The organism is Hyunsoonleella sp. 2307UL5-6, from assembly GCF_047345485.1.
In the GTDB taxonomy this organism is placed as follows: Bacteria; Bacteroidota; Bacteroidia; order Flavobacteriales; family Flavobacteriaceae; genus Jejuia.
In genome coordinates this window covers 149,130-172,945 of record NZ_JBLFEN010000006.1, presented here as the reverse complement: position 1 = coordinate 172,945, position 23,816 = coordinate 149,130, and the positions used below count along the sequence as shown (strand labels likewise).

General features: G+C 32.8%; 24 protein-coding genes. 9 read left to right on the top strand and 15 right to left on the bottom strand.

What is annotated here, in order from left to right:
• Positions 1-135: 135 nt before the first annotated feature.
• The 5 genes from ACKGJY_RS12485 to ACKGJY_RS12465 all read right to left on the bottom strand — a co-directional run bounded on the left by ACKGJY_RS12485 (position 136) and on the right by ACKGJY_RS12465 (position 6,512).
• Positions 136-1,302, bottom strand: a complete 1,167-nt coding sequence (locus ACKGJY_RS12485) for a formimidoylglutamase (RefSeq protein WP_413974232.1) — start codon at positions 1,300-1,302, stop codon at positions 136-138.
• Positions 1,303-1,317: 15 nt separating this feature from the next.
• The gene (topA, locus tag ACKGJY_RS12480) at positions 1,318-3,819 is read right to left on the bottom strand and encodes a type I DNA topoisomerase (RefSeq protein ID WP_413974231.1); all 2,502 of its coding nucleotides are present in this window, start codon (positions 3,817-3,819) and stop codon (positions 1,318-1,320) included.
• Between the two features lie 110 nt (positions 3,820-3,929).
• On the bottom strand, positions 3,930-4,811 hold the full coding sequence (locus ACKGJY_RS12475; protein ID WP_413974230.1) for a lipid A-modifier LpxR family protein: 882 nt from the start codon (positions 4,809-4,811) through the stop codon (positions 3,930-3,932).
• Between the two features lie 163 nt (positions 4,812-4,974).
• Positions 4,975-5,739, bottom strand: a complete 765-nt coding sequence (locus ACKGJY_RS12470; protein WP_413974229.1) for a hypothetical protein — start codon at positions 5,737-5,739, stop codon at positions 4,975-4,977.
• Between the two features lie 2 nt (positions 5,740-5,741).
• Positions 5,742-6,512 (bottom strand): hypothetical protein, encoded by a 771-nt coding sequence (locus ACKGJY_RS12465; RefSeq protein WP_413974228.1) that lies wholly within the window; start codon positions 6,510-6,512, stop codon positions 5,742-5,744.
• Between the two features lie 440 nt (positions 6,513-6,952).
• Between ACKGJY_RS12465 and miaB the strand changes: the two genes are divergently transcribed.
• The 7 genes from miaB (at position 6,953) to groL (ending at position 13,818) form a co-directional block, all read left to right on the top strand.
• Positions 6,953-8,401, top strand: coding sequence for a tRNA (N6-isopentenyl adenosine(37)-C2)-methylthiotransferase MiaB (gene miaB / locus ACKGJY_RS12460; protein ID WP_413974227.1), 1,449 nt, complete (start codon positions 6,953-6,955; stop codon positions 8,399-8,401).
• 1 nt (position 8,402) lies between these two features.
• The gene (locus ACKGJY_RS12455) at positions 8,403-9,671 is read left to right on the top strand and encodes a sigma 54-interacting transcriptional regulator (protein ID WP_413974226.1); all 1,269 of its coding nucleotides are present in this window, start codon (positions 8,403-8,405) and stop codon (positions 9,669-9,671) included.
• Positions 9,672-9,688: 17 nt separating this feature from the next.
• Positions 9,689-10,195, top strand: a complete 507-nt coding sequence (locus tag ACKGJY_RS12450) for an LptE family protein (RefSeq protein ID WP_413974225.1) — start codon at positions 9,689-9,691, stop codon at positions 10,193-10,195.
• A 6-nt stretch (positions 10,196-10,201) separates the two neighbouring features.
• On the top strand, positions 10,202-11,149 hold the full coding sequence (locus ACKGJY_RS12445) for a hypothetical protein (RefSeq protein ID WP_413974224.1): 948 nt from the start codon (positions 10,202-10,204) through the stop codon (positions 11,147-11,149).
• A 6-nt stretch (positions 11,150-11,155) separates the two neighbouring features.
• A complete protein-coding gene (gene secG / locus ACKGJY_RS12440; RefSeq protein ID WP_413974223.1) occupies positions 11,156-11,533 on the top strand; it encodes a preprotein translocase subunit SecG in 378 nt (125 codons plus the stop codon).
• 272 nt (positions 11,534-11,805) lie between these two features.
• Positions 11,806-12,081: a co-chaperone GroES gene (gene groES / locus ACKGJY_RS12435; RefSeq protein WP_413974222.1), complete on the top strand. Its 276-nt coding sequence runs from the start codon at positions 11,806-11,808 to the stop codon at positions 12,079-12,081.
• A gap of 105 nt (positions 12,082-12,186) precedes the next feature.
• Positions 12,187-13,818: a chaperonin GroEL gene (gene groL, locus ACKGJY_RS12430; protein WP_413974221.1), complete on the top strand. Its 1,632-nt coding sequence runs from the start codon at positions 12,187-12,189 to the stop codon at positions 13,816-13,818.
• A 193-nt stretch (positions 13,819-14,011) separates the two neighbouring features.
• On the opposite strand, the gene ACKGJY_RS12425 is transcribed toward groL, so the two are convergent.
• From ACKGJY_RS12425 to xrtF, 8 genes are all read right to left on the bottom strand, one after another.
• Positions 14,012-14,377: a DUF2200 domain-containing protein gene (locus ACKGJY_RS12425; protein WP_413974220.1), complete on the bottom strand. Its 366-nt coding sequence runs from the start codon at positions 14,375-14,377 to the stop codon at positions 14,012-14,014.
• Between the two features lie 20 nt (positions 14,378-14,397).
• Positions 14,398-14,748: a ribose-5-phosphate isomerase gene (locus ACKGJY_RS12420; RefSeq protein ID WP_413974219.1), complete on the bottom strand. Its 351-nt coding sequence runs from the start codon at positions 14,746-14,748 to the stop codon at positions 14,398-14,400.
• A gap of 14 nt (positions 14,749-14,762) precedes the next feature.
• Positions 14,763-15,116, bottom strand: coding sequence for a heavy-metal-associated domain-containing protein (locus ACKGJY_RS12415; RefSeq protein ID WP_413974218.1), 354 nt, complete (start codon positions 15,114-15,116; stop codon positions 14,763-14,765).
• 85 nt (positions 15,117-15,201) lie between these two features.
• Complete coding sequence (locus ACKGJY_RS12410) at positions 15,202-17,439, bottom strand: TonB-dependent receptor (protein ID WP_413974217.1); 2,238 nt, start codon at positions 17,437-17,439, stop codon at positions 15,202-15,204.
• A gap of 162 nt (positions 17,440-17,601) precedes the next feature.
• Positions 17,602-18,315, bottom strand: a complete 714-nt coding sequence (locus ACKGJY_RS12405; protein ID WP_413974216.1) for a heavy-metal-associated domain-containing protein — start codon at positions 18,313-18,315, stop codon at positions 17,602-17,604.
• Positions 18,316-18,436: 121 nt separating this feature from the next.
• A complete protein-coding gene (locus ACKGJY_RS12400; RefSeq protein ID WP_413974215.1) occupies positions 18,437-18,838 on the bottom strand; it encodes an HYC_CC_PP family protein in 402 nt (133 codons plus the stop codon).
• Positions 18,839-19,103: 265 nt separating this feature from the next.
• Positions 19,104-19,535 (bottom strand): exosortase F system-associated membrane protein, encoded by a 432-nt coding sequence (locus tag ACKGJY_RS12395; protein WP_413974214.1) that lies wholly within the window; start codon positions 19,533-19,535, stop codon positions 19,104-19,106.
• On the bottom strand, positions 19,528-20,079 hold the full coding sequence (gene xrtF / locus ACKGJY_RS12390; RefSeq protein ID WP_413974213.1) for an exosortase family protein XrtF: 552 nt from the start codon (positions 20,077-20,079) through the stop codon (positions 19,528-19,530). The genes ACKGJY_RS12395 and xrtF overlap by 8 nt, the downstream gene beginning before the upstream one ends.
• A gap of 154 nt (positions 20,080-20,233) precedes the next feature.
• Here xrtF and ACKGJY_RS12385 point away from each other — a divergent pair, with 154 nt between their 5' ends.
• Complete coding sequence (locus ACKGJY_RS12385) at positions 20,234-20,692, top strand: GAF domain-containing protein (RefSeq protein ID WP_413974297.1); 459 nt, start codon at positions 20,234-20,236, stop codon at positions 20,690-20,692.
• Here the strand turns inward: ACKGJY_RS12385 and ACKGJY_RS12380 are convergent.
• Positions 20,689-21,147, bottom strand: a complete 459-nt coding sequence (locus ACKGJY_RS12380) for a UPF0158 family protein (protein ID WP_413974212.1) — start codon at positions 21,145-21,147, stop codon at positions 20,689-20,691. The genes ACKGJY_RS12385 and ACKGJY_RS12380 overlap by 4 nt on opposite strands.
• 204 nt (positions 21,148-21,351) lie before the next feature.
• On the opposite strand from ACKGJY_RS12380, the gene purH reads away from it, so the two are divergent.
• Positions 21,352-22,884 carry a bifunctional phosphoribosylaminoimidazolecarboxamide formyltransferase/IMP cyclohydrolase gene (gene purH, locus ACKGJY_RS12375; RefSeq protein WP_413974211.1) on the top strand — a complete coding sequence of 511 codons (1,533 nt, stop codon included), beginning with the start codon at positions 21,352-21,354 and terminating at the stop codon, positions 22,882-22,884.
• 232 nt (positions 22,885-23,116) lie between these two features.
• Here purH and ACKGJY_RS12370 read toward each other — a convergent pair.
• Positions 23,117-23,816, bottom strand: a 700-nt coding sequence (locus tag ACKGJY_RS12370) for a T9SS type A sorting domain-containing protein (protein ID WP_413974210.1), incomplete at its 5' end; no start/stop codon positions are given.

Sequence of the window (23,816 nt, the reverse complement as noted above, 5' to 3'; positions counted from 1 at the left end):
ATAGCTTCAATTTTGAGAGCGTAAACATATTTATATATTTTCGAAAAAACAACTTTTTATCTAAAAAAATAACATTTCATCGTGAAAAATTGTCTTTTTACCGATGAAATTGACCTTTTAACTATTCTTAATCTGTTAAACAGAATTCTTTTGAAATGCTTTAAACCAACGGTTTGGCACTATATTGTTACACGCATCCAGGTAATCTTGGTGTGTGCATGGTAATAACGTGTGTCTTTTTAATTTATTATTCACTTCTGATAAAAAAGGAATCTCAACCCACCAGCGCCCTGTCTTATTACTCTTATAAAATATAAGTTCGTGAGACTCTACCATGGTATAAAACTTTTGGTAATTCCTTTCATCTGTAAAGTCATCATCTTTAACTCTACAATTAACACCTTCTATAAAGTACCAGATAATTTGTGAAATGAGCATGGATGAAATCTCATCATCATTTGAGGGTTTATAACCATATATACCGAAAGAACTTACTTTATTACTAATACCTGCATATCTAGAGATTGCACAAATTTCTTTTCCATCTAAGCCGTTTGGCGAAAATTTTTGTTTTAAACTTACCTCTGCACCTTTTACCGACTTTAAATCTATGCTTACAATATTGGCATCTCTTAAAACTGGCTCTACTATTGTGATATCCTTATTAACTTCACCTAAACGGTACGATTCAAAATACAAACGTTCCATCAAATCTATTTCTTCTTGAGAATTAAAATAGGTTTGGTATCCAATATTGGAATAATTAAATAGATTATAAGGCTCATCTAATATTACTTTACCAACATAACTATTATTCTTAATAGGTTTTGCAGAATCACCTAAATCAAACTTAGAGTCAACATTTACCAAGTTAACCATTGGCATAAGTGCATCGTAAGCACGATAATTTGCATACGTTAGGTCTTGGCTACCACCTAATAAAACAGGAATGATATTTTTTTTAACAAGAATTTCGATAGTTTCTTTTAACGCAAAATAGGTGTCTTCTACACTTTCACCTGCATTAATATCACCTAAATCGGCTATTGAAGTACTCCAGCTACCTGGATATAAAGCATACAGAGATTTTCTAATCTCATCTAATTGAAATGTTTCTCCAATATAATCTACGTCGTTTCTATTTTCTATAATCCCTAATAAAGCAATACGAACATTATCTAATTCTGGCATTCCGTTTTGGTTGGAATGTATACGTAGTTTTCTTCCCAAAGACTGCATAGACAATAATTCGTTATGTGCTAAAACCTTGTCTGATACCGGTGAGAGGAAATTAAAATTCATACTGTTAGATACTGTTTATTTTTTTGCGGTTGTTTTCTTCTTTGTAGTACGTTTTTTTGTTGCTTTTTTCTTAGGTGTTTTTGCTTCTATGATGGCTTTTGCTTCATCTAGTGTCATTTCAGAAACATCAACTGTTTTAGGAAGCTCTACTTTTATTTTACCTTTAATAACATTATGTCTACCCCATCTTGCTTTCTCAACACGAACGCCTTCATCTTCCCAATTATGAATAACTTTATCTATTTCCTTTTGAATTTTTATTTCAATCAATTCAACAATTTCGTTATCAGATAAATTATCCCAATCGTACTTTTTGTTTACATTAATAAACATATTGTTCCACTTTATAAATGGTCCAAAACGTCCTTTGCCTTTTTGCACAGGTAAATCTTTATACATATATATGGGTGCATCTGCTTTTTGTTTTTCTTTTATTAAAACAATTGCATCATCCAACTCTACGCTTAAAGGATCTGTACCTCTTGGTAATGATACAAAAGCATCACCAAATTTAACATAAGGTCCAAAACGACCGTTATTTACCAATACTTCCTCACCTTCATAATTACCTAAATTTTTAGGAAGTTGGAATAAATCCATCGCTTCTTCATAAGTAATTGTATTTAATTGTTGGTCTGGACTTAAACTTGCAAACTGCGGTTTTTCTTCATCATCAACAGTACCTATTTGTACCATTGGTCCAAATTTACCTAAACGTACACTAACGCGTTTCCCAGTTTTAGGATCTTCGCCCAAAATACGTTCTCCAGATTCTCTATCTGCATTTTCCTTAACATCTTCAACTACAGGATGGAATTTTTTGTAAAATGATTGCATCATTTCTTTCCAATCTTCTTTTCCTTCGGCAATTTCATCAAAATCTTCCTCTACTTTTGCAGTAAAGTTATAATCTAAAATAGCTTCAAAATGATTCACTAAAAAATCAGTTACAATCATACCAATATCAGTAGGGACTAATTTTCCTTTATCTGAACCAACTTTCTCTGTTAATGTTTTATCAGAAACCTTACCGTCTTGAAGTTTTAATTGGGTATAATTTCGTTCTATACCTTCAACTGTTCCTTTTTCAACATAATTTCTATTTTGAATCGTTGAAATTGTTGGCGCATAGGTAGACGGACGACCAATACCTAACTCTTCCAGCTTCTTAACTAAGGAAGCCTCTGTGTATCTTGCTGGTGGACGCGTGTAACGCTCTGTAGCAGAAATAAAACTATTTAATAAGGTTTCGTTAACTTTTAAAGCTGGTAGCATACCATCTTGCTCTGCATCTTCATCATCTGTTCCTTCAAGGTACACCTTTAAAAACCCATCAAATTTTATAACTTCGCCATTGGCAGAAAATGTTTCTTTATGTGTAGAGGTATTTATTTTAACATTTGTACGCTCTAATTGAGCATCACTCATTTGAGATGCAATGGCACGTTTCCAAATTAAATCATAGAGACGAGCTTGATCTCTATCTATATTCACAGAATGTTTAGAAAAATCTGTGGGACGTATCGCTTCATGAGCTTCTTGAGCTCCTTTGGCTTTTCCTTTATAATTTCTAGGGTTACTATAAGTATCACCGTAGGCATTTTCAATTTCTGCTTGTGCGCCTTGTTTAGCTTCATCAGATAAATTCACACTATCTGTTCTCATATAAGTAATTAAACCCGCTTCGTACAAACGTTGCGCCATCGTCATGGTTTTACTTACAGAAAAATATAATTTCCGTGAGGCCTCTTGTTGTAAGGTTGATGTTGTAAATGGTGCTGCAGGTGATTTTTTTGCCGGTTTCTTTTGAAGATCCGCTACCTTAAAATCTGCTGCGGCGTTTTTTTCTAAAAACTGATAAGCTTCTTCTTTGGTTTTAAAATTTTTAGGCAATTTTGCTTTAAATGATTGCCCATCTTCATTTGAAAATTCAGCATCAATTCTAAATGACGCTTCTGGCGTAAACCCTTGTATATCTCTTTCTTTTTCAACAATTAATCGCACTGAAACAGATTGTACTCTACCTGCCGATAATCCGCCTTTAACTTTTCTCCAAAGCACAGGAGATAATTCGTAACCCACAATTCTATCTAGCACACGGCGTGCCTGTTGTGCATCAACCAAATCATAATCAATACCTCTAGGGTTTTCAATTGCTTTTTTTATCGCTGCTTTTGTAATCTCATGAAAAACAATACGTTTAGTTTTAGCTTTATCTAATTTTAAAGTTTCTGCTAAATGCCATGCAATTGCCTCACCCTCTCGGTCTTCATCACTTGCTAACCAAACCATTTCTGCTTTCTTAGCTAATGCTTTTAGTTTTTTTACAACCTCTTTTTTATCTTTTGAAACTTGATACTTAGGATTAAAATCACCCTCAACATCTACACCTAATTCTTTTGAAGGTAAGTCTGCAATATGCCCAAAACTAGATTCTACTTTAAAATCTTTACCTAAAAATTTTTCTATAGTTTTTGCCTTAGCTGGTGACTCTACTATTACTAAATTCTTCGCCATATATCATTTTTTGAAGGTACAAATGTATATCAAAAAAAGTTTATCTGCGTTATTTATCGATATTTTACATAACGTTAACACAAAAATCGATAGAATACTTTTAAACTTTATCAGAAAACAAAACCAAAAGTAAATGCTCCAAAGATATGAGATGTAGATAGTGGAGTTTCTTTTGAATTGTATATATATTCTAGTTTAAAAATATTTCGTCTTGTCCTTAAAACACTTCCTGCTTGTAAACTATAAATGTTTTTTTCTGCTATTGAAGTAAAAGCATCGCTATCATTAAATGGACTACCTTGTATTAATGTATTAAGCGCAACATATTTATAACTACCACCTATAAAACCGAAAAATTCTTTTTTTGAAACTGAGCTTAAAGCGTTTAGTCTAGATGAATTTTGGAGTGTATTGAATTTTCCAAAAAAAAGAAATAAACTGTTTTTTAAATAAATATCTTTACTGCCAACGCTTACACTAGAATGATTTTGAATACTAGTGCTGTTTCCCAAAGGAATGTCATACACTTGTTTTATTTTAAAATTAAATAACCACTTATAAGCTATTTCATCTTGCCATGTTGGTTTTTCAATATTTAATAACTCATGAAATGCATTTTGAAGTTTTCCTGCTAAAGATTCTTCGCCTGTAATACCAGACTCAACAGATAAAAATAATGCAGACTTGAATTTTATTTTAGCTAATTCCACACCTACAAACAGCCAACCTGCATAAGGCCTATCAAAATCATTTGTATTAAAGGACGAAAGATTACTAGGCGTATATGTTTCGTTACCTACCAAAATATTAAGTTGTAACCTTTGGCTTTTTTGCTGCTTAAATAAAAATTTATTTTTAAGATATTTTCTATATGAAATGTGCAGACCGCTTGTATAATATTTATCTTGAAAAACAAACTTATCATTACTTATTTTAATATCAAGTTGCTGATTTTGAGATTCTAAAACCTGAAAACCCAAAAATAACACCACAAAAACACATAAAAGTCTTAAACTAAACAACTCGTAAAATTAAAATAAATTAAACACCTCCTATAATAGTCGCGTTAGTAGTATACTACTATCTTATTTAAAATAAAAAAGACCAAATCTTGGATAGCTTTGGTCTTTTTTATTTTTGGATATTAATTCTGTTTTATTCTCCTTTACCTATTTGTTCTATTTCGCTTTTATCATCAAGACCAATTGAATTTTTGTAAACAAAATACGCAGGTATATACGAAAAAGAAGATGTAAACAATATTCCAATAAAACACATAATAGCTCCTACAATTCCAGCTAGCATACCTGAAACAAAAGTTAATCCAAAAATAATTAACCATTTTTTATTACCTAATTTAAAACTAGCTTTTACAATGTTTGATGCAGACATGTCTGGATTAAACGCATAGATAACATTAATCATTGTAACAGGAACAACCATATATATTACTGGAAAAAAACATAAAATATACGAACCAATAAATAAACCAAATGAAATAGCTCCTATTTTAGCTGTTTTACCAAAATATGGTTTTTTGAAAAAATAAAAATAATCATCATTTGCAGTTGTATTTAAATCTTTATTCTTACAAATTTTAAAAAACGCTGCTTTAAGCCCCACCCCTATAATCATTGCAAAAAACGCAAACACTATCATTAGCCCATAAAACGGCAACATAATTGCTAAATTTGGTTGCCCACCATTGTTAAGTGACTCTGGATCCATAACTCCCATTGCAATTAATGGAATGTACATTAAAATATAAAAGGGAAGCATTAGTAGCATACTTAAAAGTAAAATTACAAATCCCTGCAGCCATACTTTTTTAAATAGCTCTATAGATTCATTAAAAATTGTACCAAAATCTAAATCTTTAGCACGCTCTATTTTTTCTAACAATGTTTCAATAGTAATCATATTTATAATCTGTTTTCTGTATTATTTCCTATTAGGTCAATTTCACTATGGGTATTAAAACCAACTACATCTTTGTAAATTAAAAACACTGGTAAATAAGCTATACTAATAGTAAGTATTATACCAATAAAACAGGCAATAACGCCAAGACATCCTAAAATGGCACATACAATCATAGTTCCAAAACTGATGAACCATTTTTTATTACCTAATGCAAAACTCAACTTTACAATTTCCATTTCACTCAACTCTGGATTGTTTGAAAATATAATCGCAAAATAAGATAGTGGCACAAACACATATATATAAGGTATTAACAACAGGGCTTGTGCAACTGCAGCAATTATAGCGTAAATGATACCTAACATTAATGCTTTTGAAAAATATTCTTTTTGGAAAAAATAAAAATATTCATCATTCGGGGTTTGTTCTTCAACTTCATATTTACACATTCTATAAAACCCCGCTAATAAAGCAATAGTTAACGTACTTATAAGTATAGTTTGTGGCAGGCTATACAATGCGTTTTTTGAATAAAATTGCGCTAAAGATTCAGCTGTTACACCTTCCATTAAAATAGTAGGATCTACTGCTAAACCTATAGTTTGAAAAATAAAACCTAGAATGGCTGCTGCAATAACGATAAACAGTACCATTAAAAAACCTTTAACCCAAACTTTTTTAAATAACTCTATGGCGTCACTAATAATGTCTCCAAAATCTAAGTTTGGTGCATTTTCTATTTTTTGCTTTAAAGCATCGTATGAATTCACACTATATAATCTGGTTAGTTATTACAATTCTTATACAATTATACATAAAAAAATCTGCCCGAAAGCAGATTTTCCAACAACATTAGTTTTAGTTTAATTTAGTAAATATGCGCCAATAAGCGCAACGTTGTTTAAGATGTATATGTTTAAATAAAATTGAATTATTATTACAATAGAAACAATTAAATATGCAATATGTTTTAATTAGATGCTTATTTCATTAAATGGTTGCGTAAAATTTAATAAAATTTTAAGAAACTAACATTTAATCTTTATGTTTTTGAATATTACATTGTTATGGCGAATAATAAGGCATTCCTAATGGCAATAAAATCTTTAAATTTAATATGACACTTTGTCATAAAAACCAATTTAATTGTATCTTTGCGGTTCATTAATAGGCAGACACGAAAATTGACCTTTAGTGGTTTCTTAATATTATGGAAAAGATTATAAACGAAAATAAACAAGGGCAATCCTTAACGCTTGATAAAAAAGAAGGCAACACTCGCAAACTTTTTATTGAAAGTTATGGATGTCAAATGAATTTTAGCGATAGTGAAATTGTAGCTTCTATTCTAAACGAACAAGGATACAACACCACTCAAAATTTAGAAGAAGCAGATTTAGTTTTAGTCAATACCTGCTCTATTCGTGATAAGGCAGAACAAACCGTTCGTAAACGCCTTGAAAAATATAATGCCGTAAAACAAAACCAAAATCCAAACATGAAAGTTGGTGTTTTAGGGTGTATGGCAGAACGACTAAAGAGTAAATTTTTAGAAGAAGAAAAAATTGTAGATTTAGTAGTTGGCCCTGATGCTTATAAAGATTTGCCTAATCTTTTAGCTGAAGTAGAAGACGGTAGAGATGCCATAAACGTGATACTTTCCAAAGAAGAAACGTATGGCGATATTGCACCTGTACGCCTAAATACAAATGGTGTTACAGCTTTTGTTTCTATAACTAGAGGTTGCGATAATATGTGTACATTTTGCGTGGTGCCTTTTACACGCGGACGTGAACGCAGTAGAGACCCACAAAGTATTATTGAAGAAATTAACGACTTATGGAATAAAGGTTACAAAGAAGTAACGCTGCTTGGACAAAACGTTGATAGCTTTTTGTGGTATGGTGGCGGACTTAAAAAAGATTTTGAAAAAGCAAGCGATATGCAAAAAGCTACGGCAGTAAATTTTGCAATGCTTTTAGATATGTGCGCCAATGCGCAACCAAAAATGCGTTTTCGTTTTTCTACTTCAAATCCTCAAGATTTTACCATGGATGTTATTGAAGCTATGGCAAAACATAGAAATATTTGCAATTACATACATTTACCTGTACAAAGCGGCAGTAACCGTATTCTTAAAGAAATGAATCGTTTACACACACGCGAAGAGTATTTTCTATTAATTGATAATATAAAACGTTTGATACCAGATTGTGCTATAAGCCAAGATATGATTGCTGGTTTTCCAACAGAGACTGAAGAGGATCATCAAGACACCTTGAGTTTGATGGCTTACGTAAAATATGATTTTGGATTTATGTTTGCATATTCTGAACGCCCTGGCACATTGGCCGAACGTAAAATGGAGGATGATATTCCAAACGCCATTAAAAAGCGTCGTTTAAACGAAATTATAGCGCTACAACAAGAGCATAGTTTAATGCGCACAAAACAGCATATTGGAAAAACCGAAGAGGTATTAATTGAAAAATTATCCAAACGATCAGATCAGCACTGGTCTGGTAGAAACACTCAAAATACCGTAGTTGTGTTTCCAAAAGGTGATTACAAAGTAGGTGATTTTGTAAATGTTAAGATCACCGATTGTACAAGTGCTACTCTAATAGGAGAAGCCGTTGGATATTCTGATAATAATTAAAATGGAATCAATACAAGCAATAAAACAACGTTTTAGCATTATAGGCAACACCCTATCTCTAAATCGTGCTATAGAAAAAACTATTCGTGTAGCACCAACTGATATTTCAGTATTGGTTACAGGCGAAAGTGGTGTTGGTAAAGAAAGTATTCCAAAAATTATTCATTCCCTTTCCCATAGAAAACATAATAAATACATAGCTGTAAACTGTGGCGCTATCCCAGAAGGCACCATTGATAGTGAATTATTTGGCCACGAAAAAGGAGCGTTTACAGGTGCAACATCCACCAGAAATGGTTATTTTGAAGTAGCCGACGGCGGTACTATTTTTTTAGATGAAGTTGGCGAATTACCACTTACCACACAAGTACGTTTATTACGTGTTTTAGAAAATGGCGAATTTATAAAAGTAGGCTCAAGTAAAGTACAAAAAACTAATGTACGTATTGTGGCAGCAACAAACGTTAATATGTTTGAAGCCATTGAAAAGGAAAAGTTTCGCGAAGATTTATATTACCGTTTAAGTACGGTAGATATTCATTTGCCACCACTTCGAGAGCGACAAGAAGACATTCATTTACTCTTCAGAAAATTTGCTAGCGATTTTGCTTTAAAATACAAAATGCCTACTGTAAAACTAACAGATAATGCAGTACAATTACTTTTAAAGCATCGTTGGGGCGGTAACATTAGGCAATTGCGTAATGTAGCAGAACAAATTTCGGTACTAGAACAAAACCGTACAGTGTCTGCCGAGGTGTTAAAAGGTTATTTACCAGTTGGTAGCGGTACAAATTTACCAGCTGTAGTTAAAACATCTAAAAGCGAAAGTGATTTTAGTAGTGAACGAGAGATTCTTTACAAGGTACTTTTTGATATGAAAAGTGATTTGAATGATTTAAAGAAACTTACTATGGAGCTTATGAAAAACGGAAACTCCAAGGATGTTGAAAAAGAAAACGAGCACCTAATTCAAAAAATATATGGTGAATCTGATGATGAAGATAATATTATGTTTGAAGAAGAAAACGTAATGGAAAGCCCCGAAGTATTATCTATACCAGAACACGTAAACGAATCTTCTACAGCAGATAAATATCATTTTGCTGAAGAAATTGAAGAAGAAGAAACACTATCATTACATGACAAAGAATTGGAACTCATAAAAAAATCGTTGGAGCGCCATAATGGAAAACGTAAATTAGCAGCATCAGAATTAGGAATTAGCGAACGTACACTATACAGAAAAATTAAACAATACGATCTTTAAATTATCGTTAAAACTAAATGAAATACATTAAATACATATCTATTTTAATCCTAGCATTTTCATTTTTTAGCTGTGGATTTTATTCCTTTACAGGAGCATCTATATCCTCTGACACTAAAACATTTCAGGTAAATCGTTTTGAAAATAATGCATTGTTAATTGAACCTGGTTTAGATCTTACCTTTAGAAATACAATGATTGCTATACTTGAAAATCAAACCAATTTAAATAATGTAAACTCAAATGGCGATATTGTTTATGAAGGTGAAATAACGGAGTATCGCATCTCTCCTACCACATCTACTGCAGAAAATACTGCGGCACAAAATAGATTAACAATTACTATAAAAGTACATTTTTTTGATAAAAACGATCCTGAAGCAGAATTTGATCAAAATTTTTCGTTTTTTCATGATTATGAAGGTACCGCACAATTATCTGGCGCTATTAAAGATACTGCCATAGAGGAAATTTTTGAGCGTATAACACAAGATATTTTTAACGCCTCTCTGGCAAAATGGTAAAACAGTTTGAATAGTCACGATTTTACATCTTTACTACAAAATCCGCAACAGATTAATGCACAAAAAACAGAGGCATTAAAATCTGTTATTAAAGATTACCCCTATTTTCAATCTGCTAAGGCATTATATCTTAAAGGTCTTAAACAGCAGGAAAGCCACACCTACAATCAAACATTAAAAATTACTGCGGCACATACCACAGACAGGAGTATTCTTTTTGATTATATCACTTCAAAAATTTTTGCTCAAAATGAAATTTCAAAATCCATAAAACAAAATATCGTTTATTTAAATGATATTAATGTTAATGTAAACGATATTTCAATCAATAAAAGTTTAAAAATTGACGATAATTTAAAACAGCAAATAAAGGATACGTCTGGAGTTTTAGACCCAGAATTATTTCAACCTAAAAACCCTTCAGAAGTAAAAACTATAAATTTTAAATTAGACGAGTCTGATACTATAGAACAAACTACTGAAGATACCAAAACACAAGAAGCGTCTGCTGAAGGTATATTAAATCTAGGGAAACCGCTAGAATTTAACCGCCGCGAAACTCATTCTTTTAATGAATGGCTAAAACTCACACGTTTAAAACCTATAAAAAGAGAGGATAAATTAGAATTAAATAGCACTATTGAAATAGAAAATACAGCTATACAATCATCTAGCAAACCAAAGCAAAATGAGATTATAGATAAATTTATTGCTAAAAATCCAAAAATCCCTCCTGTAAAATCATCTTCTGGTAAAGGCAATGTAGCTAAAGTAAAAATTAAGCAACCAGAAGCATTAATGACAGAGACTTTAGCACGTATATATTTAGAGCAAAAAAACTACAAAAAAGCGATTCAATCTTACAAAATTTTAAGTTTGAAATATCCAGAAAAAAGTAGTTTCTTTGCAAACCAAATTAAAGCAATAGAACAATTACAAGAATATAATACATAATAAATAATGGGTACGTTTACAATATTTTTAGTCCTAATCGTAGTTGTAGCATTTTTACTCGTAGTAGTAATTATGGTGCAAAATCCTAAAGGAGGTGGCTTATCATCATCTTTTGGTGGCGGTGGCACACAACAACTAGGTGGTGTAAAAAAGACCACAGATTTTTTAGATAAAAGCACATGGACTTTAGCAACATTACTTTTGGTATTAATTTTAGTATCAAATATTACTATTGGTACAGGTGAAGGCACTGTAGATTCTAAAGCATTAGACGCTGATGCGCCAACCACACAACCATTACCAAATGCACTACCTAATAATAATGCAGCACCACTACCAACAACAAATAGTACTGAAGGTACAGCTACTAATCCAGAAGGTTAAAATACTATATTTACACTATATATTAAAAGTCAACTTGCAAAAAGTTGGCTTTTTTTATGCCAATTAATTTATTAGTATAAAAATAATTAATCCGTCTCAAATATATAGCCTGTAATGCTATTGTACAAGCTATTCAATCATTATCTAAAAGACGTATTTATACATCTACATCTTACACTTCTGCAAGTTTGTCAGTTTACACACCATGGCACATTTTTAGCATAACTCTTAAGCGTTGATTAATAACCTTAATACTAAAAATATAAAACAAAATGGGAGTAAACATTAAACCATTAGCAGACAGAGTACTTATTGAACCTGCTGCCGCTGAAACAAAAACAGCATCTGGAATTATTATTCCAGACAACGCTAAAGAAAAACCACAAAAAGGTACTGTTGTAGCTGCTGGTCCTGGCACAAAAGATGAGCCAATTACTGTTAAAATTGGCGATACCGTTTTATATGGTAAATACGCAGGCACAGAGCTAAAACTTGAAGGTACAGATTATTTAATGATGCGTGAGAGTGACATTTTAGCAATAATCTAAAATGACTTTCTTCATTTCCGCGAAGGCGGAAATCTCATCAAATAAAAACAAAACACAATTAAAAGATTCCCTTCTTCAAGGGAATGTAAAACAAAAATTCTCAAAATGGCAAAAGATATAAAATTTGATATTGAAGCTCGCGATGGATTAAAGCGCGGTGTAGATGCATTAGCAAATGCAGTAAAAGTAACATTAGGACCTAAAGGGCGTAACGTAATTATTTCTAAAAGTTTTGGTGCACCACAAGTTACAAAAGATGGTGTTTCTGTAGCTAAAGAAATAGAGTTAGATGATGCACACGAAAATATGGGTGCGCAAATGGTAAAAGAAGTAGCTTCTAAAACAAACGATTTAGCTGGTGATGGTACAACTACCGCTACCGTTTTGGCGCAAGCTATAGTTAAAGAAGGTTTAAAAAACGTAGCTTCTGGTGCAAACCCAATGGATTTAAAACGTGGTATAGACAAAGCTGTTGAAGCCATTACTGCTGATTTAGAAAAACAAACTCAAAAAGTAGGTAACTCATCTGAAAAAATTAAGCAAGTAGCTGCGATTTCAGCTAATAATGATGACACTATTGGGGAATTAATTTCTCAAGCTTTTGGAAAAGTTGGTAAAGAAGGTGTAATCACTGTTGAAGAAGCTAAAGGCATGGATACTTACGTTGATGTTGTTGAAGGTATGCAATTTGACAGAGGGTATTTATCACCTTACTTTGTTACTGATTCTGATAAAATGATTGCAGATTTAGAAAATCCATACATCTTATTATTTGATAAGAAGATTTCTAACTTACAAGAGATTCTTCCAATTTTGGAGCCAGTAGCACAATCTGGTCGTCCTTTATTAATTATTGCAGAAGATGTAGACGGACAAGCATTAGCTACTTTAGTAGTGAACAAATTACGTGGCGGATTAAAAATTGCAGCTGTAAAAGCACCTGGTTTTGGAGACAGACGTAAGGCTATGCTTGAAGATATCGCTATTTTAACTGGTGGTACTGTAATTTCTGAAGAAAGAGGATTCACTTTAGAAAATGCAGATTTATCAATGTTAGGTTCTGCTGAAACTGTAACTGTTGATAAAGACAATACAACTATCGTAAATGGTTCTGGTAAAGCCGGAGATATTAAGGCAAGAGTAAACCAAATTAAAGCGCAGATTGAAACTACTACGTCTGATTATGACAAGGAGAAACTTCAAGAGCGTTTAGCTAAATTAGCTGGTGGTGTTGCTGTATTGTATGTTGGTGCTGCTTCTGAAGTTGAAATGAAAGAGAAGAAAGATCGTGTTGACGATGCATTACATGCCACAAGAGCTGCCGTAGAAGAAGGTATTGTTGCTGGTGGTGGTGTTGCTTTAGTAAGATCTAAGAAAACTTTAGAAAAAATAGCTACAGATAATTTAGACGAAACTACCGGTGTACAAATCGTAAATAAGGCGATTGAAGCGCCACTACGTACTATCGTTGAAAATGCAGGTGGTGAAGGTTCTGTAGTTATCAATAAAGTTTTAGAAGGTAAAAAAGACTTTGGTTACGATGCTAAATCTGAAGAGTATGTGGATATGCTTAAAGCTGGCATTATAGATCCTAAAAAGGTAACGCGTATCGCTTTAGAAAATGCTGCCTCTGTAGCTGGTATGATTTTAACTACTGAGTGTGCTTTAATCGATATTAAAGAAGACGCTCCTGCAATGCCTCCAATGGGCGGTGGCGGTATGCCAGGAATGATGTAGTAGCGAATTGCTATAGATAGGGATCTTACTTATATTAAAATGATGGTTTAGACCCTAATTATAAATTTTATTTTAAAAAAAACGCTTCCAAAAATTTGGAAGCGTTTTTTTGTTAATTAGTCATAGTAAATTGTATACTATATTTTAAATCGAAAAATTAATACTAAAATTAGATCATACGTTTTTGGAGAATCTAGCTTTCGCGTAATATCTTTTCCATTTTTCGTCCTCTTGCTAATTCATCAACTAATTTATCTAAGTATCTACATTTTTTGGTTAACTCATTATCAATTTCCTCAATACGATAACCGCAGATAACACCTTTAATCAATTCTGCATTTGGGTTAATTTCTGCTTCATTAAAGAAGTCTTCAAAGGTTACTTTTCTGTCTATAAGCTCTTGAATTTTAGCATCGTCAAAACCAGTTAACCATGTAATAACAGTATGCAATTCTTCCTTAGTTCTTCCCTTTTTCTCAACTTTATCGACGTAATGTGGATACACCGAAAAAAATTTCATTGTTCGGATGCGTTCATTGTGCTCTGGTGTTGTTTTCATGGTGTAATACGTTATTTAGTTTAATTATACCAAACCGCATAGCCCTTTCTTCGTAATTCTAAAGCTAAGGTTTCTTCCATTTTTAGTGCTTCATTTCTAGACGACATAGGGTCGATATGATTATACAAACTTGGTCTTAAATACGACCCGTATTTCTCTACAATACTAGAAGAAATCTTATATCCTTTTTTAGTTCTATGCCCTGTTTTATGTTGCATTAATCGCTCCTTGGGTGTTTTACTCGTCATACCTACATACAAACATTCTAACACGCCATTAAATTGCGGATTAGCTGCTCTAAATTTAGCATTTTCTGTGAATACACGTTTGTGCAATTCTATAACATAAATTCGGTATTGTATTTTAGGCATGGTAGAAAATTAGCTTATCCTTTGTGCTCTTCTTTTACATCCTCATCCCGATACTTGCAGCAAGCATGAACGGTAGCATAAGCTTCATCGGTTGCTTTTTCATCTTTTACATCATGTCCTGCAGCTAGCACTTGTTTTTCTATAGTTTTTACATCTGTTTTACGTTCGTCATAAATCAATTTTAATTCATGGGTATCTATACTCCATGTGGCAAATTTTACACCTTTTGTGTTTAAACATGCCTTTTCAATTCGTGCTTTACACATACCGCAAACACCATCAACTTCCATTGAGGTTTTTGCGTTTTTGTTTTGCGCAAAGGTTACTGTTGCTGTTAGCATTAATGCTATTATTATAATTTTTTTCATGTTTTATGTTTTAAATGTTTTAGATACTGAAATAAATTCAGCTTGACACTAGGTTTTTAAGATTCCTGCTTACGCAGGAATTTGATTATTTTATTCTATACCGTAAACCAGCATAATACAATCTTCCAAAAATAGGACCGTATACAAAAGTTGAATCAAAATTCGCACCAAACGGATTATCTACGGCTAAAATTGGATTTGACTGTCTTACATTCGTAATGTTTTCACCACCTAAATATACTTCAAATTTAGGAGAAAACACTTTGGTAACTTGCGCATTTAACGTGGCTATTGTTGGTGTTCGCTCTGGTAGTTGAAATTGCACGGGATTAGGTAATGTTGAAGCATATCGCTGATCGCTTAACCAATTAAAGGTAGCATCAAACTTCCAACGACCGCTGTTTTCTTTTAGATTAGTTTCATACCCCACATTCGCAAATATCCGATGTTTTGGCGTCAAGGGGCGCTCTAATCTTCCAGAATTATAATCGGTTTGTACATCGTACAATTTATAAGCCGTTCTTAAATCAAACCCTTCAAAAGCATTATAATTTAATTCTGCTTGAAAACTATTTGCAAAACTTTTACCTTCAAGATTATAAAAATTGATGGCTTGTGGGTTTTCCCAATCTACAACCACTTGATTTTTAAAATCGGTTTTATAATAATCTAACGTAATATCAGCTTTTTTTCCAAAAAGGTTGAAACCTTGCAAATAGGACACACCATAATTCCATGCTATTTCTGGATCTAAACCATAAATAGTTCCACCAGAACTCAAAATATTAATTTGTCGTGATGTTGCAAATAACTGCTGATTTTCAGTAAAAATATTAGCACTTCGTTTTCCTCTTCCAAAAGATGCTCGAAATGCCGACTTACCCCAAGGCGAATAGCGCGCATGCACTCGTGGTGTGATAAACGTACCCAGTAAATTATGATGATCGATACGAATGCCTGCAGTAATATTAAACAGCTCCAAATTATCATGGCTATACTCAAAAAAAGCACCAACTGAATTTTCAGTACGTTCATAATCCGTGGCATTTACAAATTCATCATAATGATCGTAAGTATAACTTAATCCTGTTTTTATTTTATGTCGGGAATCACTAATAATCGAATTGTATATAGCATTGGCATATAAACTATTGTGGGTTATATCGTAGGTATTTAACCCAAAATAAGAGTCTTGTTTATGGCTACTAAACGCTGTTTGCACACCTAAACTTTGCCATGGCACTTCTGGATTTACATACCCAAATTTTGTAGAAACTTCGTAACGTCTAGTATTAATTTCGCTGCCCCAATTATTTATTGTACCTCTATCTGTATCGGGATTAAAGCTAAGTTCACCAGCTTGCTTTTCATCATCTAAAAATTTCAAATTAATAAAGCTCACAAACCCCTTTTCAGTATCCACATACTGCCAACGGTTCATAATATTTATTTGATTAAATAACGGCATATCCAAAAACCCATCATCGTTAACATCATGTTTTTCTTGATGTGTATTTCCATGAATATATAACCCCATATCCCACCTATTACTAACCTTGGTATTTATATGCGTATTCAACTCCAAACGCTCACTTGATGCACCGTATAAATTGACAAATAACTTATCATCTGTAGAGGGCTTTACCAATTCTGTATTAATTTGGCCTGCTATACTTTCAAAACCATTTACCACAGATCCTGCACCTTTGGTAATTTGAATACTTTCTACCCAAGTACCAGGAATAAAACTCAAGCCATAAGCTTGAGAAGCACCACGAATGGATGGTATATTTTCGGTAGCAATCAAAATATACGGACTTGTTAATCCTAACATCTTTATTTGTCGCGTGCCTGAAATGGCATCAGCAAAATTTACATCAATAGATGGATTCGTTTCAAAACTTTCCGACAGATTACAACACGCTGCTTTTAATAATTCATCGCTGCTTACATTTATAATATTTGCAGCTTTTAAGTAGGATCTTGAAGTGCTTTGTTTTCTAGCTTTAACAGTAACAGCACCCAAATCATCAGTTGATCGTAATGCATGAAGCACATGTTTTGGACTGGAAATTATTAAGGTATCTGTTTTGTAACCCACATAACTTATCACTAACTTTTTATAGTCAGTTTTGTATGAAATTGTAAAACTCCCGTCAATATCAGTAACTGTGCCTACTTGGGTATTTAACCAATAAACATTTGCACCTGCAATTCCTATATTTTCATTTTTGCTATTGGCTTCAATGATTTTTCCCGAGATAGTTTCTTGAGAAAACCCAAAAAAGGATAATAGCAATAGTATATATTTAATATGTTTCATTTTTATGTTTTAATGTGTTTTGGGCGTTACCTTTTGCTCATACCTACAAGGTCTTTAAAACCTTGCAGGATCACAAAAGGTCGGGCTTTCACTAATCTCCCGATTATTATCGGGATCCAACATGCCGTTCAATCCCTAACGCAATGGCAATTTGTTGTCAACTTAGGCCTTTAATAACATAAGTATCGCCATAATAATCATAATGCTGTTTTCTATAAATGTAGCCTTCGTCATTGGGAGTTTTAAAGCTGTTCCTAAACATGCGCATTGAATCGTTTTTTTTTGCAGCAACGTTCTAGTAACACCTATTGTAGTAATACCTAAAATAACCAGTGTTACAATGAGTGCTACTGGTATTTCAATGCGCATTAAAAACATAAGCCCTAGTGCAATTTCAATAAACGGGTATAACCAAGCGTAAATTGGAACTGCTTTTGCCAGAGGATCGTACATTCTAAATGACTTTGGAAATCCTTTTAAATCTAACAGTTTAAAAAAGCTAAAAACGATGTAGAACAATCCCATAAAATCGAGCATAAACCCCTTGACGTCCCATGGTGTAATATGCAATAAAAACGATGCTATACTGATATAACCAAAGATTAAAAACAAAGGAAATAGCTGTTGTAAATCGCTTTTCTCTTCAGCTTTAATAGGCGCTGTATTAAATATATTTTTTTCCGAAATGGAATACTTATCAGAAAGTGCGTCTTGCAATTGTTCTATTGGAATATGCTGAGACATTTCCATAGTTGCTTCGGAAGCCTCTAGATTTACCGAAGCGTTTGTTACCTCAGGAATAGCGTTAAGGGTTTTCTCTACAGAGCCTCTACAACCATTACAGGTCATTCCTGTAACTGTATATGTATGTTTCATTTTAATTTAAGATTTGAAATATTTTACCTAAAATTTCCGCAACGTTAGCATTATAGCTTGCGTTTTTACCTCTCCTTCAGGGAGGTCAGAATTGCTTTTTCGTAATTCTGGGTGGGGTAAATCAAATTAAGAAAACCTGATCTAAAACTTGTATATCATAGACCAAATTGGGCGGAGAATAATCATTATGAGGAATGACTCCTTTTGCTAAACCTTCAAAGCCATTGATGTAGGATTGGGTAAAGGCAATTAAAAATTTTTGCTGTGCAATATCTAAATCTTCAAAGGACGATAGCTTTAGTTCATTTTGTCCTTTTACAACATCAACATCATCATCGCAACATGGTTTTTGTTTCTGTTTACTATCCATGTCCATACCACAGGTTTTGGCTTCAGAAAAAATAGCAACATCTATTAACGTATCGCCACAGTAATGCTTTTCAACAGTAAAAGATAAGGTTGAAAATAGCACCAATAAGGCAAGATTACACGAGAATAGTTTATATGTTATGGTTTTAATCACGTTGCAAAATTACAAAAATTGTATTTTAAATGTTTCTATTTGTTAAATGATTAACACATGAGAGCATAGTTAGTGTAAGAAATAGTGCTGGCAGGTAAGTGCATTAGGGATTGCAGCGGCATCCTTTTTTTAACCAATAAGCACAGAAATTGCTACAGACTTATTATTTGGGAGATAGTCACGTCCTTCGTCCTCGCTATGACGTTAAAAAAAGATATAGCGGAAAGCCCGACCTCGCTTTTTTGCGGGGGAATGCCCAAAAAAATTAATTATCTTTTATTTTTTGATAGTAAAATGCTGGTAAAAGCAATATTAAAAGTAATGGCTGAATTAAAAACCTACGGATATTAAAAAATAGATAATACTCCTCTTGTTTTGGATTGGATACAAAATACAAAAAGAGCAGCATTAAAATAACGAATGCGATAGCGTAAATAATACCCGAAAATTTTACGATACTTACATCTTTAAAAGCCACATATAGAATCCCTAAAGAAATTACAGTATTTAATACATACCTTAATGTTGTGAAACCAATTAATTTAAGAACTTCTCGCCTAGGGCTATCGAGATATAGATAATCATTTTGAAAAAAGCTTAAATACGGATCATAAAACAGATCATCTTCAAAAAACCGGATTAAAATAAGTAAGCCTACCAAAAGAATGAGCGCTATGTATTTTACTGACTTAGACATTTTTTTGTTTCAGTTTAGAACATCTATTTACCCAAAATACCCATAGCAAAAACACAGTACCATAAATAATACCTGGAAAAACCACAGTGTGTAATACATCTTGATATTCGGAATAATGATACAATGCCATGGCTAAAAACACGATTCTGAATAGGTTGATGGTGTAAATTAAAACGCTACCTGCAAGCATATAGAAAACCGTGGTTTTAAGCTGCCCTGAAAATGCTATAATAAACGACAGAAACAGGATAATAACACTTATTGAGTTACAGCCTTCTATTACTCTTGCTAGATATTTGCCATTTATTAAAAGTTTCATGGAAGCTTCTTTTGGATGCGGTACCATTTGGGTATTATAACCAAATGTGCTTAATACGGCTTCGCATTGTTTGGCGACTAAATTTGTGAAATAGTCGGGATAATAAAGTGTACCGTCCGAAAATTGTAAATAAAATTTGTAGCATACCGTAAGCGCAATATACACCAACAAAAACGTGAGCATAAATTTTATAACCGACTTGTATTTTATGAATAATGCTTTCAATGTTTATGAAAGAGTTATATATTTATTTGTCTACTTTAATATTAAAAAACTACACTTGAGATACTGAAACAAGTTCAGCTTAACAAATTATAATTTGCCAAATGAATACCGAAATTACACCTTTTTAAATACTTTTACCAAAACTTTTACAGATATGAATTTTGAACAGCTAAAACCACAAGTAAAATCAATTGTTTCTAATGTTGAAAAAACGATTGATGAACGGCTACTAAGTATTTGTGAACTACTGGAAAACCATATTGAATATTACAATTGGGTGGGTTTCTATTTTAAAAATGGAGATAAAGAGGAATTAAAACTAGGCCCTTACGTTGGTGCTCCTACAGACCATACTATTATTCCATTCGGTAAAGGTATTTGCGGACAAGTGGCTGTAAGCAATGAAAATTTTGTGGTGCCTGACGTAGCTGCACAAGAGAATTATATTACGTGTTCTATTACGGTGAAGTCTGAAATTGTGATTCCCATTTTTATAAATGGTAAAAATATTGGACAGATTGATATTGATTCTCACGTTGCTGACCCTTTTACAGAAGCTGATGAGCGATTTTTGGAGTTTGTTTGCACTGAAGTGGCGAAGTTGCTTTCTTAAATTTTACTTTGATGCGATGCTAAAATCTTTTCAACTATGTGTTGAATTGCTTTCTGTTTAAAGTCAAACCAATCCTTTTTATAGTTTGAATTATCAATTAGTAATTTGAAATTTTGAAACGGTTTTCTATTGCTTAGCGCGTTTTGCAGTTTTTGTTTTAATACGATATCTGGTACTTTATTGCAATAATCTTCCATAATTCTGTAGGACTCGAAACTCCCTAACGGCTCAATTTTAATAACATCCTCTTCAGTTTGCTTTATTTTTTCTAAATCTAAGGCATAAGTTTCTTGGTACAGTTCTTCATCAAGATCCTTCATATCATTTGATATAGTAATAATTTCATTTGAACTAGGAATATAGTAACAATCATAACCGCAATCTAAATTTTCAGCTAGTTCTTTTACTATTTTCATATCAGGTTTTTTCATACCTAAAATTAATAAAATTATCATTGATTTTATTAATTTTATCTTTTGCAATTTAATTCTCGTGTTAACAACTTTTGCTTTTAGTTAAAAAAACACAGTTTTTTTCAATTATTTACAAGTTGAAATTCTAAAGGAATTAGCTACTTTTGCGTTTTATTAAAAACTCTATTTTAATAGACCTCACAGGTTTAGAAAACCTGTGAGGTCTGGTAAACAAAAACATCAATAATGAGCAACAAAAAAACCATCAAATCAGCCTTAATTTCAGTATTCAGTAAAGACGGTTTAGAACCTATTGTAAAAGAATTAGACAAACAAGGTGTAACCATTTATTCTACTGGTGGTACAGAAAAATTTATTAATGATTTAGGCGTTAATGTTGTTCCTGTAGAAGATGTAACATCGTACCCTTCCATTTTAGGCGGGCGCGTAAAAACGTTACACCCAAAGGTTTTCGGTGGTATTTTAAATAGACAAAACCATGATGGTGACGTTGCTGAATTGGCCGAGTATGACATCCCGCAAATTGATGTGGTTATTGTTGATTTATATCCGTTTGAAAAAACTGTAGCATCTGGAGCGAGCAACCAAGATATTATTGAAAAAATTGATATTGGTGGTATTTCCCTAATTCGTGCAGCAGCTAAAAATTATGCTGATGTAATTTGTGTATCATCGGTTGAGGATTATGCTGAGTTTTTAGAGTTAATTTCAGCTAATAATGGCTCAATTTCTGAAGCAGACAGAAAACGTTTTGCAGGTAAAGCCTTTAACGTATCTTCTCATTATGACACAGCTATCTTTAATTACTTCAATCAAAATAATGATGAAACCGTTTTAAAAATTAGTGATACAAATGGTAAAACATTACGATATGGCGAAAACCCACACCAAAAAGGCTTTTTCTTTGGAGATTTTGATGAGTTGTTTACCAAACTTCATGGTAAAGAATTAAGCTATAATAACCTTTTGGATGTTGATGCAGCTGTAAACTTGATGTTAGAATTTAAAGATGACGCACCAACATTTGCGGTTTTAAAACATAACAACGCCTGTGGTTTAGCACAACGCGACACACTGCACCAGGCTTATGTAGATGCTTTAGCGGGTGATCCTGTTTCTGCTTTTGGCGGTGTTTTGATTGCTAATACAAAAATTGATGTAGCTACAGCAGAAGAAATTCATAAATTATTTTGTGAAGTAGTTATTGCACCTTCTTTTTCTGAGGAAGCTTTAGCCATTTTAAAAGGCAAAAAGAATAGAATTCTACTAGTAATTCATGATATAGAAATGCCAAACACAAATGTAAGAAGTTGTTTAAATGGTGTATTGGTTCAAGATAGAAATAATGTTACAGACAAAGTTGAAGATTTAAAAACGGTTACAAGTACTGCACCTACACAAGCACAAATAGATGATTTATTATTTGCTTCAAAAATATGTAAGCACACAAAATCAAACACTATTGTTTTAGCAAAAAACAAACAACTTTGCGCTAGTGGTACGGGACAGACGAGTCGTGTTGATGCTTTAGAGCAAGCCATTCACAAAGCAGGAACTTTTAAATTTGATTTGAATGACGCTGTTATGGCAAGTGACGCCTTTTTCCCGTTTCCTGATTGTGTAGAAATTGCGAATAATGCTGGAATTACAGCTGTAATACAGCCAGGTGGTTCTATAAAAGACCAACTAAGTATTGATTATTGTAATGACAATGCCATTGCTATGGTAATGACGGGAACTCGTCATTTTAAACATTAAGCATTAAAAATTTTATTATCAAAAAAAGAGGCTGTCTTGTAAGACAGTCTCTTTCTATTTATATAATTAAAGTCATTATTATTCTTTATCGTTTATAGTGATAAGTTCAATATGCACTAAAGCTTTTCTAAATTCCAGAAAGCTAAATTACGAAGCCTATTTAAAAGTAAATACCAAAAAACCGCCTCTTTTAACAAGAGGCGGTTTTAATTCAAACTTTATATGAATTAATTTAATTTTTCATAATTCGTTTTGTTGTAGATACTCCTGTATTTTTATCTGTAATATTTAAAAAATAAGTACCCTGAGTCAAATTACTAAGGTTCAAAGTTGGGTTACGTTGCGTTGAAAATGTAGTTTGTAAAAACTTCTTTCCTAACATATCAATAACTACTACCTCTAAATCTAAATTTTGATTTCCTTTGTAATCAATAGTAATTTCATTTTGAGTTGGATTTGGATATACTGCAAAATCAAAATCAGCTTCAAAATCATTTGTAGATAATGCATCACAATCAGATCCTGATAAGCGGTTAACAGTAATTGGATTTGATAAATCAAAACATCCTTCGATATCACTAGCATTCATACCTACTTCTGCACCTGTAATGGTACCATCCCATGCTAAATACCATACCAAACACACACCTGCAGCTACATCATCAAAATCTACAACACTAAAGGTTGGTGGTAAGCCTAAAATATTACCTGCGTCATCGGTTACTACCCATGTAAAGTTCTCGCCTTGACTGTTAGCTACGGTGATTGCACCTTCTGGGATATTGTCTGCTATTCCATCCTCTACACAAAATGAGAATGGACCGCCGAATAAATCGCCGCCATTGGCTTGACAGCCATCTGCATTATTACGTTCTACAGTGATTGGATTCGATAAATCGAAACAGCCTTCGATATCATTAGCATTCTTGCCT

What these genes read in the sequence shown, in the direction of transcription:
- secG (WP_413974223.1), top strand. Translation starts at nt 11,156, where the DNA reads ATGGGTACGTTTACAATATTTTTAGTCCTAATCGTAGTTGTAGCATTT.
- ACKGJY_RS12395 (WP_413974214.1), bottom strand. Translation starts at nt 19,535, where the DNA reads ATGTCTAAGTCAGTAAAATACATAGCGCTCATTCTTTTGGTAGGCTTA.
- topA (WP_413974231.1), bottom strand. Translation starts at nt 3,819, where the DNA reads ATGGCGAAGAATTTAGTAATAGTAGAGTCACCAGCTAAGGCAAAAACT.
- ACKGJY_RS12410 (WP_413974217.1), bottom strand. Translation starts at nt 17,439, where the DNA reads ATGAAACATATTAAATATATACTATTGCTATTATCCTTTTTTGGGTTT.
- groL (WP_413974221.1), top strand. Translation starts at nt 12,187, where the DNA reads ATGGCAAAAGATATAAAATTTGATATTGAAGCTCGCGATGGATTAAAG.
- ACKGJY_RS12415 (WP_413974218.1), bottom strand. Translation starts at nt 15,116, where the DNA reads ATGAAAAAAATTATAATAATAGCATTAATGCTAACAGCAACAGTAACC.
- ACKGJY_RS12455 (WP_413974226.1), top strand. Translation starts at nt 8,403, where the DNA reads ATGGAATCAATACAAGCAATAAAACAACGTTTTAGCATTATAGGCAAC.
- ACKGJY_RS12405 (WP_413974216.1), bottom strand. Translation starts at nt 18,315, where the DNA reads ATGAAACATACATATACAGTTACAGGAATGACCTGTAATGGTTGTAGA.
- groES (WP_413974222.1), top strand. Translation starts at nt 11,806, where the DNA reads ATGGGAGTAAACATTAAACCATTAGCAGACAGAGTACTTATTGAACCT.
- ACKGJY_RS12450 (WP_413974225.1), top strand. Translation starts at nt 9,689, where the DNA reads ATGAAATACATTAAATACATATCTATTTTAATCCTAGCATTTTCATTT.
- miaB (WP_413974227.1), top strand. Translation starts at nt 6,953, where the DNA reads ATGGAAAAGATTATAAACGAAAATAAACAAGGGCAATCCTTAACGCTT.
- purH (WP_413974211.1), top strand. Translation starts at nt 21,352, where the DNA reads ATGAGCAACAAAAAAACCATCAAATCAGCCTTAATTTCAGTATTCAGT.
- ACKGJY_RS12380 (WP_413974212.1), bottom strand. Translation starts at nt 21,147, where the DNA reads ATGATAATTTTATTAATTTTAGGTATGAAAAAACCTGATATGAAAATA.
- ACKGJY_RS12385 (WP_413974297.1), top strand. Translation starts at nt 20,234, where the DNA reads ATGAATTTTGAACAGCTAAAACCACAAGTAAAATCAATTGTTTCTAAT.
- ACKGJY_RS12470 (WP_413974229.1), bottom strand. Translation starts at nt 5,739, where the DNA reads ATGATTACTATTGAAACATTGTTAGAAAAAATAGAGCGTGCTAAAGAT.
- ACKGJY_RS12485 (WP_413974232.1), bottom strand. Translation starts at nt 1,302, where the DNA reads ATGAATTTTAATTTCCTCTCACCGGTATCAGACAAGGTTTTAGCACAT.
- ACKGJY_RS12425 (WP_413974220.1), bottom strand. Translation starts at nt 14,377, where the DNA reads ATGAAAACAACACCAGAGCACAATGAACGCATCCGAACAATGAAATTT.
- ACKGJY_RS12420 (WP_413974219.1), bottom strand. Translation starts at nt 14,748, where the DNA reads ATGCCTAAAATACAATACCGAATTTATGTTATAGAATTGCACAAACGT.